The 15,261-nt window shown below is 38.0% G+C and carries 16 protein-coding genes; 15 read left to right on the top strand and 1 reads right to left on the bottom strand.

Annotation, left to right across the window (positions count from 1 at the left end; translation table 11 throughout):
- The first annotated feature begins 11 nt into the window (after nucleotides 1-11).
- The 4 genes from LI241_RS08030 (at nucleotide 12) to LI241_RS08015 (ending at nucleotide 1,724) form a co-directional block, all read left to right on the top strand.
- Nucleotides 12-308 carry a pore-forming ESAT-6 family protein gene (locus LI241_RS08030; RefSeq protein WP_008687718.1) on the top strand — a complete coding sequence of 99 codons (297 nt, stop codon included), beginning with the start codon at nucleotides 12-14 and terminating at the stop codon, nucleotides 306-308.
- Nucleotides 309-485, top strand: a complete 177-nt coding sequence (locus LI241_RS08025; protein ID WP_008978628.1) for a hypothetical protein — start codon at nucleotides 309-311, stop codon at nucleotides 483-485.
- Between the two features lie 74 nt (nucleotides 486-559).
- Nucleotides 560-1,402 carry a hypothetical protein gene (locus tag LI241_RS08020; RefSeq protein ID WP_017144684.1) on the top strand — a complete coding sequence of 281 codons (843 nt, stop codon included), beginning with the start codon at nucleotides 560-562 and terminating at the stop codon, nucleotides 1,400-1,402.
- Between the two features lie 25 nt (nucleotides 1,403-1,427).
- On the top strand, nucleotides 1,428-1,724 hold the full coding sequence (locus LI241_RS08015; protein ID WP_008687722.1) for a DUF4176 domain-containing protein: 297 nt from the start codon (nucleotides 1,428-1,430) through the stop codon (nucleotides 1,722-1,724).
- Nucleotides 1,725-1,806: 82 nt separating this feature from the next.
- Here LI241_RS08015 and LI241_RS08010 read toward each other — a convergent pair whose 3' ends face one another.
- The gene (locus LI241_RS08010; RefSeq protein ID WP_008687724.1) at nucleotides 1,807-2,370 is read right to left on the bottom strand and encodes an HD domain-containing protein; all 564 of its coding nucleotides are present in this window, start codon (nucleotides 2,368-2,370) and stop codon (nucleotides 1,807-1,809) included.
- 147 nt (nucleotides 2,371-2,517) lie between these two features.
- Here LI241_RS08010 and LI241_RS08005 point away from each other — a divergent pair, with 147 nt between their 5' ends.
- The 11 genes from LI241_RS08005 (at nucleotide 2,518) to LI241_RS07955 (ending at nucleotide 15,132) form a co-directional block, all read left to right on the top strand.
- The gene (locus LI241_RS08005; RefSeq protein ID WP_008687727.1) at nucleotides 2,518-3,519 is read left to right on the top strand and encodes a nucleoid-associated protein; all 1,002 of its coding nucleotides are present in this window, start codon (nucleotides 2,518-2,520) and stop codon (nucleotides 3,517-3,519) included.
- Between the two features lie 296 nt (nucleotides 3,520-3,815).
- Complete coding sequence (gene cysK, locus LI241_RS08000) at nucleotides 3,816-4,700, top strand: cysteine synthase A (protein ID WP_227151127.1); 885 nt, start codon at nucleotides 3,816-3,818, stop codon at nucleotides 4,698-4,700.
- Nucleotides 4,700-5,254, top strand: coding sequence for a serine O-acetyltransferase EpsC (gene epsC, locus LI241_RS07995; protein ID WP_008687730.1), 555 nt, complete (start codon nucleotides 4,700-4,702; stop codon nucleotides 5,252-5,254). Before cysK ends, epsC begins: the two co-directional genes overlap by 1 nt.
- A gap of 288 nt (nucleotides 5,255-5,542) precedes the next feature.
- A complete protein-coding gene (locus LI241_RS07990; RefSeq protein ID WP_008687732.1) occupies nucleotides 5,543-5,872 on the top strand; it encodes a PadR family transcriptional regulator in 330 nt (109 codons plus the stop codon).
- The gene (locus tag LI241_RS07985; protein WP_008687734.1) at nucleotides 5,869-6,615 is read left to right on the top strand and encodes a DUF2812 domain-containing protein; all 747 of its coding nucleotides are present in this window, start codon (nucleotides 5,869-5,871) and stop codon (nucleotides 6,613-6,615) included. The genes LI241_RS07990 and LI241_RS07985 overlap by 4 nt, the downstream gene beginning before the upstream one ends.
- A gap of 30 nt (nucleotides 6,616-6,645) precedes the next feature.
- The gene (locus LI241_RS07980; RefSeq protein ID WP_008687736.1) at nucleotides 6,646-7,353 is read left to right on the top strand and encodes an ABC transporter ATP-binding protein; all 708 of its coding nucleotides are present in this window, start codon (nucleotides 6,646-6,648) and stop codon (nucleotides 7,351-7,353) included.
- On the top strand, nucleotides 7,350-8,912 hold the full coding sequence (locus tag LI241_RS07975) for a putative ABC exporter domain-containing protein (protein WP_008687738.1): 1,563 nt from the start codon (nucleotides 7,350-7,352) through the stop codon (nucleotides 8,910-8,912). The genes LI241_RS07980 and LI241_RS07975 overlap by 4 nt, the downstream gene beginning before the upstream one ends.
- 137 nt (nucleotides 8,913-9,049) lie before the next feature.
- On the top strand, nucleotides 9,050-10,327 hold the full coding sequence (locus tag LI241_RS07970) for a hypothetical protein (protein WP_008687740.1): 1,278 nt from the start codon (nucleotides 9,050-9,052) through the stop codon (nucleotides 10,325-10,327).
- Between the two features lie 212 nt (nucleotides 10,328-10,539).
- Entirely contained in the window at nucleotides 10,540-11,004 is a 465-nt protein-coding gene (locus LI241_RS07965; protein WP_008687742.1) for a MarR family winged helix-turn-helix transcriptional regulator, read from the top strand.
- Nucleotides 10,998-13,271 carry an ABC transporter ATP-binding protein gene (locus tag LI241_RS07960; RefSeq protein ID WP_008687744.1) on the top strand — a complete coding sequence of 758 codons (2,274 nt, stop codon included), beginning with the start codon at nucleotides 10,998-11,000 and terminating at the stop codon, nucleotides 13,269-13,271. The genes LI241_RS07965 and LI241_RS07960 overlap by 7 nt, the downstream gene beginning before the upstream one ends.
- The gene (locus LI241_RS07955; RefSeq protein WP_008687747.1) at nucleotides 13,264-15,132 is read left to right on the top strand and encodes an ABC transporter ATP-binding protein; all 1,869 of its coding nucleotides are present in this window, start codon (nucleotides 13,264-13,266) and stop codon (nucleotides 15,130-15,132) included. Before LI241_RS07960 ends, LI241_RS07955 begins: the two co-directional genes overlap by 8 nt.
- The last annotated feature ends 129 nt before the right edge of the window (nucleotides 15,133-15,261 follow it).

Genomic DNA, 15,261 nt, shown 5'->3' with positions numbered 1-15,261 from the left:
AGGGCGTATACATGGATACTTTAACGATCACGCTGGCACAAGTTCAAGGCTGTGCCGCTGCCATCCGTACTCAAAATCAGAAATTGAATCATTGTTTGCAAGATATTAGTATGACAATGAATCAGTTGGCTGCTTATTGGCAGAGTCCGGCGTCAGAAACTTTGCGAACAAGATTTCACAGTTTACTCCCCGTTTTTGATAACTATCGAAGTGTTGTAGAATCTTATGCCCGTTTTCTCGATCAGACGGTAGATACCTATCATACACTGGAACAGCAGCTACAGGCCGGAGCAGATCAATTTCGTTAAATGAATGCATACAGCTATGCTTATGAATTACATTTGACGCAATGTGAACAACTGCTGAATCAGGTGACTGTCATTTTGCAGACAGTTGAAGATAATAATGAAAATTCGCTTTTATTGCAAGTGATTCGTTCTATGTTAAAAGAACTGCAACAGCAAAGAAGGTGGCTGCAGATATAAAAAATAGTAAAATATTTGCCATTTAACATGCATTGACATGTATTAATACTGGAAGGCTGAAAGATGCTGAGCTATTGCTGCAGACACTTCCTTTGTCACAACTGTATCAGGATTTACAAAAACTGCAAAAGGTAACTAGTGATGTTATTCAACCTCATGTGTTGTCACAGTTATCACGATCACTTTCACTTTTACAAACAAAACAGCAACAACTTTGTACACACTTAAAAACGAGTGCAACAGCTTATGAAAATATGGAATCGTCATTGAGCAGCAAAGCAAAGGCGATAAGTGATCATTTGCAATATCAAACATACACGATGGATCATTCTATGCGCTGGCATACGTCTTTTCGCAAAGATAAATCCTTGTTTAGTTATTTGCAAAATGGTGTCTGTGCAGGGATTTATGCTGGACTGGATGTTGTGAAATTTTCTGTGGGATTTCATGAAACGTATGCGCAAGGAAATTTATCAACGAGTGTTGGAAGTGCCAGTGTCAGTGGGGATGCTAAGTTTTCGTTGTATGATAATCAAGGTTTCTCTCCTTCACTAACCGTCAGCTTGGTGGCAAAAGCAGCCTTGGCACAGGCAGTTGCCGATATTCATTTAGGTAATTCTTATGTGTACGCGGATGGTGAAGCAAGTGTGGGAGTTGGTGTTGTTAAGGCGGAAGGGACAGCTGTCTTAAATAAAGAAGAGCTTACTTTAAAGGGTGAAGTTGGTGCAGCAGCAGTACAAGGTGAAGTAAAAGGCAGCATAACGATTTTGGGCGTGAGCATAACAGCAACTGGCACTGGTGAATTAGGTGCTATCGGAGCAGGAGCTGAGTTTTCCAGTAAAAAAGGAGAATTTTCATTTGGAGCAAAAGGCAGTTTGTTAGCTGGTCTGGGTTTCCGTGTAAAAGTAAATTACTGATCGATAAGGCAATAAAGGAGTACATATGAATAAAACGAATCTACAGGAATTACTGCCTTTGGGCAGTATCGTCACTTTAAAAAAGGGGACGAAAAAAATCATGATATGCGGTCGTATCCAAGAGGAAGCCACCACGAAAAAAATTTATGATTATGCGGCATGTTACTATCCGGAAGGTATTTTAAATCCACATGAGCTATTTTTATTTCAACACGAAGATGTAGAATTCGTGTATTTTGTGGGAATGCAGGATAGTGAAGAATTCAGCTTTCGCGATTTCCTGATAGGCAAATTGAAAGAAAAAGGGATGCTGGAAACATAAAAAAAGGGTTCTATATGCCATCATATAGAACCTATTATAGTACACATATCAAAATATTTCACAGCAGTATGCATAAACAGTATTATTTCCATATCTGAGTTGCGAAAGAGCAAATAGTTAAAAAAGAAACAGCTGCTCTAGAATAACGAACTTTGCGGCTACCTTGTAAAATGATTTCAGATAGTGCACAATACTTATCAACAGCTTGCAGAAGCCATCCTTCTTTTGTTTTAGGCATATGAAGGGTCATTGGCCACATATGATGAACAATGGCATCTTCTATCACAGGATTGATTGTGCAGGTTTTCTTAGCATTTTCTAAAGCAATTAAAGGATGAATTGCACAATGTCTGCCTTCCATGGGACGATTGTTCTTAGTTCGCCAGTCATAAAAATATAAATCATGTAGTAAGCCGGCACGTGCGATACTGTAGGTGTCTAAACGAAATTTTCGTGCGAATAAGAAAGAATAATAAGAAACATTCAGAGAATGTTGAAATCGTGAAGTATCCATATGCTGAGAAAAGGCTTTTAATTCCTGTACATCGTCAACCTCAATTAAATCTTGTATACAACTGACAAATTCTTTTGCCAGTAAGTCGTTATCGCTTGTTAGATCTACTCTGGAAAATATTGCTTTCTGCATGCCATTACCACCTTTTTTCTGATATATAATCAATGTATCATATTCTGTGTAAAAAATCATGTGAGAAATTTGTGAATTCATCCTATAGGCAAAATAATGAAAATAAGGTATGATGAATAGCAGAGAAAATGGAAAAGAGGAAGCATGATGTTAGAATTTGAAAAGAAAATTGTCCATGTTTTGGATTGTGAACACAATACGTGTATCCTATCAGAAGGATGTATGAAAAAAGAAGACGATGTGATAGCAAAGATGTTGAGTAGCAAGGCAGAAAAAGTATTCCATAGTGCCTCTCGTAAAAGGGGCGTTTTTCGCGAAACGAGTTATGTGAAAGAGCTGCTTGTGAAATTAAAAGATCATAGTATCACATTTGAAACCTTTTCGCAGAAATTGGCACAGTATGTATTTGATAAAAAGATGGAGCATGCCCAATACTATGTTAGCGATTTTATTGTGGCTTTATTATTAAAGGATGAACGTCGTTATGTATTGGTGCTCGATAATGCCTGTACGCAAGGTATTACTCATACGGTTCAAAATGAGGAAGATTCCATAATTACAGAAATAATACCTTACAAAGCATTGATCAGTTCTACGTTAACAGCAAAAGATCGCGCATTTCTTATAGAACTATCCGATGAAAGTCTGTGTTGTGTGGAAAATAAGGTAGAGATTGAAGGTGAAAAGGTAAATTTTTATGCGGAGGTCATTTTACAAAGTACGACAATGCCTTCGTATAAAGAAAGTGTGAAAAGCATCACCAAGTTAACAGAAGAAATGAGTGATAAGTATGAAATGGATGAAGTTGATATTGTTCCGAAAATGAAGAGCATGTTGGTAGATAACATCGAAAATAGTAAGCCGATTCAAATTGATGAAATAGCAGAAGAATTATTTGCAGAAAAACCACTTGCTAAAGCAGAGTTTAAAGAAGCGTTGAAGAAACAGGGGGTGCCGACTGCCATTGAGGTGGAATATGTAAAGCCGACTCGCTCAGATAAAGTACAGAAGATTAAAACAGATAAAGGAATTGAAATTATCATACCTGTGGACTATATGAATACGAAGGAATTTGTCGAATTCAAAAATCAGCCCGATGGAACCATATCCATCCAGTTAAAGAATATCACTCATATAACCAGCAAGTGATTTCTTATATTTCCAATAATTTACATTGATTTTCAGAAACTGATGGTAAATCAGTTTCTTTTTTTGGTGAAATGTGTCATAATAAAAAAACAAAGAGCGTCAAAACTGACTTTCTTTGTATGAATGCATATACTATTGTAGAGAAGGAGGTACTTGTATGTTTCATCAGCTTATAGAATATAGTATGGAAAGGGTTGGATTGCGATGTACAGATGACCTGCTTCAGAAACGATGTTGTTGCGAAAGAGATGCATAAGAAAAACATATCGTAAAACAATAGGAGGAAAATAACGTTTATGAAAGAAACGCTGAAATTAATTGGCAATACGCCATTATATCGTATAGAAAATACCAATATTTATGTAAAATTAGAGAAGTTTAACGCTGCTGGAAGTATTAAAGATCGTGCTGTCTTAGGAATGTTGAAAAAGGCTATGGAAAAAGGCACGATAAAAAAAGACAGTGTTTTGATTGAAGCTACCAGTGGCAATACCGGGATTGCTTTAGCCATGTTAGGAGCAATTTATCATTTGCCAGTCATTATCATTATGCCAGAAACTATGAGTATGGAACGACGTAAACTCATTCAGGCATATGGAGCGGAATTGATTTTAACCGAAGGTGCAAAAGGAATGCAGGGATCATTAGATGCATTGGCAAGCTTACAGAAAGAACATCCTAACTACATCACTTTATCACAGTTTGATAATCCGGATAATCCCCAGTTTCATTATGAAACTACGGGCAAGGAAATCCTGGAGCAATTACCGGATGTGGATATTTTTGTGGCCGGCATTGGAACCGGCGGCACGTTTACAGGAGTTGCTCGTCGTTTAAAGGAAGCTAATCCAAATATTCGCTGTGTAGCCGGAGAACCCAAAGACAGTGCTATCATCAGTGGGCATCAGCCAGGACCTCATAAAATTCAAGGAATTGGCACAAATTTTATCCCTGCTAATTTCGATAAAGAATTAGCAGATGATGTGATGTTGATCAGCAATGAAGAAGCAATTGAAGAAACCAAAAACTTTGCGCGTACCACTGGTATACTCGTTGGTATCAGCAGTGGTGGCAATATTGCTTTAGCAAAACGATTAGCTGCCTATTATCCAAATAAAAAGATTGTTACGATCGCACCGGATGGCGGAGAGAAATATCTTTCCGTATTGGATTTTGACTAATGTTTCGCGTATTAAAGGATATCAATCATAACTTAAATCGCTCATTGGAGAATGATCCGGCTGCTCATTCTAAATTAGAGGTGCTGTTGTTATACCCGCATATCAAAGCCTTGGCATTTCATCGGGTATCGCATTTTCTATATCGGCATCATCTGTTTTTCCTTGCTCGCTTTAATTCCAACATTGCCCGTTTTTGGACCGGTATTGAGATTCATCCGGGGGCAACAATTGGTCGTGGTTTACTGATCGATCATGGAATTGGTGTAGTCATTGGAGAAACTGCCATAATTGGTGATGATTGCCATATTTATCATGGTGTCACCTTAGGTGGTACGGGGAAAGAGCATGCTAAGCGACATCCTACATTGGGGAATCATGTTATGATTGGAGCAGGGGCAAAATGTTTAGGAAACATTACGATTGGTGATCATGCGAAAGTCGGTGCAAACGCCGTGGTCATTACGGATGTTCCAGCGGAAACAACTTTTATCGGGTTAGCCGCAAAAGATAAACGACAAAAGCACAGGTGTACGCCGGAAGGCTTTATCGAATAAATATAAGTGTTATCGTAAAAGCATCTTAGAAAAGGAATCCCTCATTTGCCTTAAGCAAATAAAGAGATTTCTTTTTTTATTATGAACTGATAAACCCTTGTTTCTGGTAATTGTATTTTGTTTCTGCATTTTGCTTTAATATTTTGCTTCAGTATCGTGTTTTCATTGCATGATGATTTAAAAGATGGTTTTCTATTGCGGTAAGACTGCTTGACATAGTATCTATGTTCTGTTAAACTATATCTGTAATGGATATATCCATTTGCGATATAATAGGAGTTGATATGTGTGTCAAAACAGGCAACGCAGGAAAATGAACAGCTGACAGATGCAATGTTTTATATATTATTGGCTTTGTTAGAGGAGCGTTATGGTTATGTCATCATGAAATATATTGAAGAATTAAGTGATGGCATGATGCAGATGGGGCCGGGAACATTATATACGCTGTTGAAAAAACTGACGAAATTGCAATGGATCCAGCAGCTTACAAGTGATAGCCGCACCAAGACTTACCTCATTACACAAGAAGGAAAACGTATTTTATGCCAAGAAGTGAAACGGCGTGAGCGTATGGTGGAAGATGCTAATAAGGCTTTAAAGAAGGGGATTGTATGAAGGAAAAAAGAAAAACGAAACAAATATTATGCGGAGGTTTAGCCTTTTGTGGAGAAGAAGAGATGGAAATGCTGCATGCATATGCCCTGGATGGCTGGATTTTTAGAAAGTTCAGTGGTTTATCTTATGTTTTATATAAAGAAGAACCACAAGATCTTATTTTCAGCTATGATCTAAATAAGGTAAAGAAAGAAGACGCGCAAGAATATCTAGATCTTTTTGCGGCAGCAGGATGGGAACAAATTACCTGTAACTCCTCTAGTACATGGTTTTTTATGGCAAAGCAAGGAACGCCTCCCTTACACAGTGATCATGCGACATTGAGTGAAGAATATACCGGTACCGGTAAAACTGCAAAATATCTATTGTTGGTATTAGCGTTTGTTAGCTTGTTTAGCTTTTTCTTGATTAAACAGGCTGCCATATTTATGTATCTATTTGCTTTTGGCTGTGGATGTATAGGAGGTTTATTCATGCTTTTGATCGGTACGCAGTTTCGCAAACATAAGCGAAAGTTATGCATTACGATGTGGAGCTTTCAACGCAGTATGTGTTATTGTTTAGGCAGTCTGTTCATTATGCTTAGTATGCCGTTCCTATCAGATATCGTTCCCTCTTTGCATATCCTATGGCGCTTTCTTCGCCTTGGAGCATGGATGCTTTTCATCGCCACCTTGTTTTCTATGTATTGGCGATATCCGTTGTATCGCGATCACAAGGAACAATATTTGTTTAAGAAATAAGAAAAAGGAAAATGAAAAAAGGAGAAAATTATGATCGAAGTAAAACATTTAACAAAAACGTATGGGAAGTTTAAGGCTGTCGATGATATTAGTTTATTGGCAAAAGATGGTGAGATAACGGTACTGTTAGGTCCTAATGGAGCTGGGAAATCTACCACGATCAAAAGTATTGCAAATTTATTACGTTATCAAGGTGAAATTAAGATTGGCGGATATGCCAATGATATGCTAGAGGCAAAACGCATTTTCGGTTATATTCCGGAAACGCCGGTACTTTATGATCTATTAACGATAGATGAACATGTAGAGTTTATTGGAAAGGCTTATCGTTGTGAGCATTATCAAGAAAGAGCAGAACACTACATCACGATGTTTGATTTATCATCAAAACGTAAAAAGTTGGTAAAGGAACTAAGTAAGGGCATGCGTCAAAAGGTAAGTATGCTGCTGGCTTTATTGATTGCGCCCAAGGCGTTATTAGTGGATGAGCCAATGGTTGGTTTAGATCCTGCCAGTATAGAGGAAACTTTGCAGTTATTCCAACAACTTAAAGAAGAAGGGGTTGCTATCTTAATATCTACGCATATCATAGATGTCATCGATGCCATATGGGATGAAGCCTATATCATGAATAAGGGGCATATTGTCGCCCATGTACGTAAGGAAGGGTTACAGGAGCAAACCTTAAAAGAATTGTTTTTTACTTCTACGCAGCATGAAGTGGGGGAGGCGTCATGAAAGTATTAGGAAAGTTGTATTTATTAAAATTAAAAGGTACGATACGAAATATTTTTTCAAAACCTTCCAGCGCAATCTTTACGATTATAATGATTTTGCTTTATGGTGCCTTGATTGTAATGGCATTATCACATCCGGAAATTGCGATGTCTGTGGGAAATCTCCAGGATGTTTCTATGGTAATTTTGGTAAATATCGGATTTAGTGCCTTGATGGTAACAACGATGATGATGCAGAAAAAAATGGCTCTATTCACGGAAGATGATGCTTTTTACTTATTTACTGCACCATTTAAACGCAGTGCCGTCATGCAGTATTTGATGGTTAGTGTAGTAGTTTCAGCATTATTATTTGGCGCGATTAATCTTTTTATGATCGTGATGTTGGGAAGTCACATTGCATTTGATGGCGGCTTTCTGCTTTTGGTCTTTTTGACGCAATCACTTTTATATTTCTTTTTTCTGACCACCCAATATTACTTGTATTTAAGAGGATTAGAAAATGCAAAAATGAAAAAGCTGATACGTATCATTCCGCTAGCATGTCTATTCTTAGTTGCCATAATATTCCTTGTTGTTTTAGTAGCAAATGATTTTGATGTTACAAAAAGTGGTATGGAATTTGTCGCGGGTACACCATTTCATTTGGTACCTGTATTTGGCTGGGTAAAACTGATTTTAGTTTCCTATGTTGCCCATGATTTTTACAAGATGCTGATTGGCAGCGTATTGTTGATAGGTGCATGTATCGTGATTTTCTTATGCATGTCTTGTTATCGCAAGGATTTTGTCGAAGATGTTATGGCGGATGCTCAGGCTTTCAGCAAGCGTTATAAAGCCATAAAAGAAGGCAAGACGGATTCTTTTGCGGATCGTAAGGTTAAAGACGTCCAATTTGCTTTTCAAGAAGGGGCGAAAGCTATTTTTTCAAAAAATATGTTGTTAATGCGGAAAACGAATGATTTTATTCGTATGCAGGATGTCATGTTTGTGGGTATTTATTTAGTTATAACGCTCATCATGGGCCTAGGCTTTAGCTTTTATTGCTATATGTTGATCTTTTGGATGTTTTCCATGATTCAAAATAGTGATTTTATGCGGGATATGAAAAATTATCAGATATATCTGATTCCGGATGCCCCATTAAAGAAACTATGGTATGTCATGCTTCCTACTATCATTAAGACCTTCCTTGTCTTGTTAATCGCTATCGTAAGTGCTTATATCCTTTTGCAGCCGGATTTCAAAGAGGCATTGCAATATTTTGTTATGTTGAGTGGTTATGCTTTCTTATTTCTTGCCACGACCGTTTTATCTTTACGTATTTTAAAAAGTCGTAACAATGTAATGATGGAAAATATGTTGCGCATGCTTTTAATGATCTTAGCAGCGATTCCATCTACCGGGGTACTGATTTATATGATATCACAAAATACATTGACAATAGCAATGATGAATAGCATAACGATCTACAATTTGCTCATTAATTTTGTGCTTTCCGGTATTATCCTATATGGTTGTCGTAATATGATGAATGGAAATGAACTCAGTAGTGATTAAGCATACATGTATTGATTCCAGATGTAGATGAAGATGTAAAAAGATTGAAAAATTCCGCTGGTCCAGGGAGTTTTTCTTTTGCTTTTGGCGGTTTTATGATATAGTATGGTACAGTGAAGTAAAAGAGGTAGGCTATTATGTGGAAATATGAATGTAAACGACATTTACTGTATATGACAACAGGCGTTATCATCGGCGCGCTCGTATTTGGGGCATTAGGTTGGCAAAGAGAAGGTTTACTTGCCACTTTAGAAATGGTGACAAGCGATAAAGCAATCTTACAGGATCCAATGACTCCTTACCTTATGGGAGCATTGGCAATTGGTGGATTGGTGAATGGTTTAATGTTAATGTTTCAGCTGATGCAGCGCTTTAATATTAATTATTTTATCTTTATGATGATTTTCTTTTTGGCAAGTGAGCTAATTATTTTAGCAGGCATGGTATTACTGTTACCGGCATTTGTCGTATGTATCTATGGCTGGCTGACTGTGCCGAATCGTGGTAAAAAGCGCATGCTAGATAAAAATACCGTAACCAGTGTACAAGAGGTAGAGCGTGTATATCGCCTGCATCATCATTATGATGAAACCTGCGAGATTTATGGTAAAAATGCATGGAATATTATGCTTCGTGTGAATATCTTATATTTCAGTGGAATCTTAGCTTTATTTCTTGTATTGATGTATGTAGAAGATTTATTTATTGTTATGGCGGCTGGTCTGTTGTACATGATGCTGTTTTTTCAGCTTACGAAGTATAAAAATAAGGCTTTACAGCCGATTATCGCACTATTGTATGATAAATGTGATCCTCAGGCATGTGCCAGTGCCATCTTTGCGTTAGCGAAAAAAGCACATAAGAAAAAGAATTTCCCATTGACACAGCAATTGGCACAGTGCATGATCTATCTTAATGACCCTCATCTGGCCATTGATGTTTTGGTTACCAGCAATCCATCTCGTAATGGGTTTGTATATCCTTATCATACGTTGATGGCATATGCTTATTATCAACTTGGTGATGAAAGTATGGTAAAACATCACTTGCAGGAATGTGAGAAAAGTAAAAAAGGCAATATGGCAGGTCCTATGAACATGTTTGCCCAGCAGGCATTGGCAAGCATTCAAAATAAATTGGATCTGATGAAACAGGATTTCCGTAAGGCGAGAACTTATTATATGCAAGGATTGCAAGCGCAAGCGATGCCATTTCAATTGGTAGATTCTCACTATTATTTAGGCTTGATCTCTTTTGTTGAACAGGATATGCGGGAAGCCCAAATTCATTTCCAATATGTGCAGCAACATGGCAACCGCATGTATTTTAAGGAAAAAGCGGATTCTTTTATGGAAACGATTCTCGCTTTAGAAAAAGCGAATGAAGAAGCTTATAGTGAACAGGAAACTTTGTAAAAAGTTCCTGTTTTTTTCATCTACATACGATCTTATCTTTACATAGTTTACGAGAAAACGAAAAAATGTTTCGATGATGTAAGCATTCGTTTTCTAATAATGATGTGAAAACTATGTGAAGTCATGCAAAATGGTTGACTGTCTGAAAGATATCACTATAATAGTTAAGGTAGTTAACTATTAAGCTACTTAACTATTTTAGGAGGGATACGATGGATGAAATGGATATTGTCCGGAAAATAACACATCTTGTGTATACACATCGCCGTGATGCTGCCTTTACGGGGCAAAAACAGCCAAATGTGAAACATCGAGATATCATGATGCTGGATGCCATTATTAAAATGGGCGATTTGGTTAAAATGAGTGATATCAGTGCATATTTTCAGATAACTCCGGCGGCTGTTTCACAATGCATCAAAAACTTTGAAAAGAAGGGCTGGGTGGAACGTACCGTTCTTGAATCAGATCGTCGAAGTGTGTATGTTCGTGTCAGTGATGAAGCAAAGCAGATGGTGCAGGAAATGGAAGAGCATATGAAACAGCAACTCATTGCATTCATCGCTGAACTTGGTGAAGATGATGCAGAAGCATTTGTACGTATTTTGGAAAAAGGTTTTACGTTTTTCAAATGTGAACGCAAGAAAGAAGAAGGAAAGGAGACAGGGAAATGCTGAAATTAAGACGCTATACGAAACCGTTTCTGATGTCGATCCTTATAATCGTCGCATTGTTATTTGGACAGGCGATGTGTGAACTGGCAATGCCGGATTATATGTCTGATATTGTAAATATCGGAATTAATGCCGGTGGTATAGAAGACGGTGTTCCAGAAGCGATACGCGAAAGTGAATATCAAAAGTTAAAGGTGTTTATGGAAGAAAAAGAGCAAAAGCTCTTTGAAAAACACTATACCCTCATGACACCGGCATCCGCAAAGCAGGAAGCAAAGGATGATTACCCTGCATTAAAAAAGGAAAACGTTTATCTGTTGCAAGACATTGATGCTGATACCAGAACAGCAATCAAGCATGCATTATCTGGCTCAGAAACAATCGTGATGGGCATTGAACAAGCGGTAGATAAGATAAAAGATAAAGATGCAATGGATAGCAAAGAAGTTAGTAAAGAACAAAAGGAAATGATGGAGATGATCCAGAAACTTCCAAAAGGTGTGGATGTCTTCATGGCCATGCAGATGATGCCGCATGAAAAACTGCAGGAAATGAAGAAAGATATGAATAAAGTAATGAAGGCAATGGGGGAAAGCACAGCAGATACTGCTAATGCGCAATATGTTCGAAATGAATATAAAGCCATGGGTATGGATGTGGATGCGATACAATATCAATATTTGTTTGTGAAAGGCGGATTGATGTTGTTTGTAGCATTAGGCTCTGCGGTAGCAGCGGTTGCGGTTGGCTTTTTAGCAGCGCGTGTGGCAGCAGGCTTCTCCCGTGATTTGCGTAAGGATGTTTTCCATAAGGTAGAGCATTTCTCCAGTGCAGAATTTAATAAATTTTCAACCAATACCTTAATTACGCGTACGACAAATGATATCCAGCAAATTCAGATGGTACTGGTTATGATCTTGCGTATTGTTATTTATGCGCCGATCATTGGTATTGGTGCGATTATTAAAGTAATTCAGTCCAATGCCAATATGACGTGGATCATTGCTTTGGTTATTGTGGTTATTTTAAGTATCATGATGGTGGCTTTTACGACTGTTATGCCTAAATTCAAGATTTTGCAGAAATTAATGGATGGCTTAAATTCAGTCGTTCGTGAAATGCTAGATGGTATGCCAGTCATTCGTGCTTTTAATAATCAGAAAAAGGAAGAAGAAAAATTTGAAGAAGCTAACAGTAAGATTATGAAGACAAACATGTTTACAGCACGTGCAATGTCTACCTTGATGCCATTGATCATGCTGGTTATGAACAGTGCAACCATTCTGATTGTTTGGGTTGGTGGTCATCAGATTGATTCTGGCAGCTTGCAAGTTGGTGATATGATGGCGTTCATGCAATATTCCATGCAGATTATTATGGCCTTCATGATGATTACAATGATTTCTATCATGATTCCACGTGCCAGTGTAGCGGCTGGACGTGTTTCGGAAATTTTGCATACGAAACCAAGTATCGAAGATCCACAAGCACCAAAACACTTGGCAGATGATCAGCGTGGTCGCATTGAATTCCGTAATGTATCCTTCCGTTATCCAGGTGCAGAAGAGGATGTCTTAAAAAATATCACCTTTACTGCGGAACCAGGACAGACGACGGCCTTTATTGGAAGTACAGGTTCAGGGAAATCAACGATTATTAATTTGGTGCCTCGTTTCTATGATGTGACGCAGGGTGCGATCTATGTAGATGGGGTGAATGTCAAAGATGTGACGCAGCATGAATTGCGTGATCATATTGGCTATGTGCCGCAAAAGGGTACGTTATTTACGGGTACGATCGAAAGCAATTTACGTTATGCTAAAGAAGATGCTACTGAGGAAGAATTAGCGAAGGCCGCTGAAATTGCGCAGGCTTTAGAATTTATCGAAGAAAAACCGGAACGTTATGAAACAGCGATTACACAAGGTGGAACTAACGTATCTGGAGGACAGCGTCAACGTTTATCGATTGCCAGAGCTTTAGTGAAAAAACCGGAAATTTATATTTTCGATGATACCTTCTCAGCTCTAGATTTTAAAACAGATGCTAAACTGCGCAAGGCGTTAAATATTTTATGTCAAGAAACAAAAAGCACGGTATTATTGGTAGCACAGCGTATTTCCAGTATCATGCATGCCGAACGTATCGTCGTGTTGGATAAGGGTGAAGTTGTGGGTATCGGTAATCATGAAGAATTGATGAAATCCTGTGAGGTATATCAGGAAATCGCCTATAGTCAATTGTCAAAGGAGGAATTGGGAAATGAGTAAAACAAACCGTCCTTCTGCACCAATGCGTAAAGGGCCGATGGGAGGACATCGCGGTCCTGGACGCCCGGTTGAAAAGGCTAAAAACTTTAAAGGTACGATGAAGCAGTTAATTAGCTACATGAAACCTTATTATGTAAAAATTATTATTTCTTTCATATTCGCCATCTTTTCAACGATTTTTATGGTTGTAGGTCCTAAAATCAGCGGAAAGGCTATAACCGAATTAAGCACTGGCTTTATTGCGAAAGTACGAGGAAGTGGCGCAATTAATTTTGATCGCATTTCGGAAATATTACTATTTTTAATTGGTTTATATCTGATTTCAACCTTCTGTAATTTCGTGCAAGGCTGGATGATGGCAGGCGTGTCACAGAAAGTATCTTATAATCTGCGAACATCTATGTCAGAAAAAATCAATAAACTGCCATTCGCATATTTTGATAAACAATCACATGGTGAAGTATTGTCAAGATTCTCTAATGATGTTGATACGATTCAGCAGACACTAAGTCAATCTTTATCACAACTATTATCTTCAATTGTACAGCTATTTGGTTTTTTAATCATGATGCTGACCATCAGTTGGCAAATGACATTGATGGCTCTTATTGTTATTCCATTATCTTTGATTTTGGTAACAACGGTTGTAAAGCATTCACAAAAATACTTTGCCCGTCAACAAGCATCTTTAGGTAATGTCAATGGTCATATTGAAGAGATGTATAGCGGACATATGGTGATGAAAGCCTTTAATGGGGAAGAAAAAAGTATTGCCCAGTTTGAGACTTTTAATGATGAACTTTATAATTCTGCATGGAAATCACAATTTCTAAGCGGATTGATGCAGCCAATCAGTATGTTTGTAGGTAATCTGGGCTATGTCGGTGTATGTATTTTAGGTGGTTATTTGGCCATGAATGGTATTATTGAAATTGGTGATATTACTGCCTTTATTCAATATGTTCGTAGCTTTAATCAGCCAATTGCCCAACTGGCGCAGACAATGAATGTCATGCAGTCAACGGCTGCCGCAGCAGAGCGTGTATTTGAGTTTTTGGCCGAAGAGGAAGAAGTAGCGGAGACCAAGACACCGCAACCGATTGCGGCACCTGATGGAAAATCGTTAATTGACGGTATGGTGACGTTTGAAAATGTTCATTTTGGATATACACCAGATAAAATTATCATCAATGATTTCTCGATGTATATCAATGCCGGAAAACGTGTTGCCATCGTTGGACCTACTGGTGCCGGTAAAACAACGATCGTAAAACTGTTGATGCGTTTCTATGAATTAAACAGTGGTACGATTTATGTGGATGGCTGTGATATACGTCAGTTTAGCCGCAGTGATTTACGTTCTTTATTTGGCATGGTGTTACAAGATGCATGGTTGTTTAATGGAACGATTATGGAAAATCTGCGTTATGGCAGATTAGATGCAACAGATGAAGAAGTCATGGCTGCAGCCGATGCTGCATATGTTGATCACTTTATTCGTACTTTAGATCATGGATATGATACGATGATTGATGAAGAAAGCAGCAACATCTCACAAGGACAGAAGCAGTTGTTAACCATCGCACGTGCGTTCTTAGCAGATCCAAAGATTTTAATTTTGGATGAAGCTACTTCCAGTGTAGATACCAGAACGGAAGTTCTGATTCAAAAGGGCATGGAAAAATTAATGGAAAATCGTACATGCTTTGTCATTGCGCATCGATTAAGCACGATTCGTGATGCCGATTTGATTCTGGTTATGAAGGATGGCGATATTGTGGAAGTCGGAGATCATCAAGAATTAATGGCCAAGAATGGCTTCTATACACAGCTGTATAATTCACAATTTGAAGAATCTTAACTATCAAGATAGAATGAAAACCAGCAGAATAAGATCGTTTGCTGGTTTTCTTATTTGGGAAACCCTGATGATATAAAAACTTGAGAGATGAAGGACTATGCGTTATAATAAACCATAGCAAGGGGATGA

The sequence above is a fragment of the Longicatena sp. 210702-DFI.1.196 genome (assembly GCF_020563125.1).
GTDB classification, from domain to species: Bacteria; Bacillota_I; Bacilli_A; order Erysipelotrichales; family Erysipelotrichaceae; genus Longicatena; species Longicatena caecimuris.
This window is presented reverse-complemented; position numbering and strand designations above follow the sequence as displayed.

Coding starts and splice junctions, on each gene's coding strand:
- LI241_RS08030 (WP_008687718.1), top strand. CDS start 12: ATGGATACTTTAACGATCACGCTGGCACAAGTTCAAGGCTGTGCCGCT.
- LI241_RS08025 (WP_008978628.1), top strand. CDS start 309: ATGAATGCATACAGCTATGCTTATGAATTACATTTGACGCAATGTGAA.
- LI241_RS08015 (WP_008687722.1), top strand. CDS start 1,428: ATGAATAAAACGAATCTACAGGAATTACTGCCTTTGGGCAGTATCGTC.
- LI241_RS08010 (WP_008687724.1), bottom strand. CDS start 2,370: ATGCAGAAAGCAATATTTTCCAGAGTAGATCTAACAAGCGATAACGAC.
- LI241_RS08005 (WP_008687727.1), top strand. CDS start 2,518: ATGTTAGAATTTGAAAAGAAAATTGTCCATGTTTTGGATTGTGAACAC.
- cysK (WP_227151127.1), top strand. CDS start 3,816: ATGAAAGAAACGCTGAAATTAATTGGCAATACGCCATTATATCGTATA.
- epsC (WP_008687730.1), top strand. CDS start 4,700: ATGTTTCGCGTATTAAAGGATATCAATCATAACTTAAATCGCTCATTG.
- LI241_RS07985 (WP_008687734.1), top strand. CDS start 5,869: ATGAAGGAAAAAAGAAAAACGAAACAAATATTATGCGGAGGTTTAGCC.
- LI241_RS07980 (WP_008687736.1), top strand. CDS start 6,646: ATGATCGAAGTAAAACATTTAACAAAAACGTATGGGAAGTTTAAGGCT.
- LI241_RS07975 (WP_008687738.1), top strand. CDS start 7,350: ATGAAAGTATTAGGAAAGTTGTATTTATTAAAATTAAAAGGTACGATA.
- LI241_RS07970 (WP_008687740.1), top strand. CDS start 9,050: ATGTGGAAATATGAATGTAAACGACATTTACTGTATATGACAACAGGC.
- LI241_RS07965 (WP_008687742.1), top strand. CDS start 10,540: ATGGATGAAATGGATATTGTCCGGAAAATAACACATCTTGTGTATACA.
- LI241_RS07960 (WP_008687744.1), top strand. CDS start 10,998: ATGCTGAAATTAAGACGCTATACGAAACCGTTTCTGATGTCGATCCTT.
- LI241_RS07955 (WP_008687747.1), top strand. CDS start 13,264: ATGAGTAAAACAAACCGTCCTTCTGCACCAATGCGTAAAGGGCCGATG.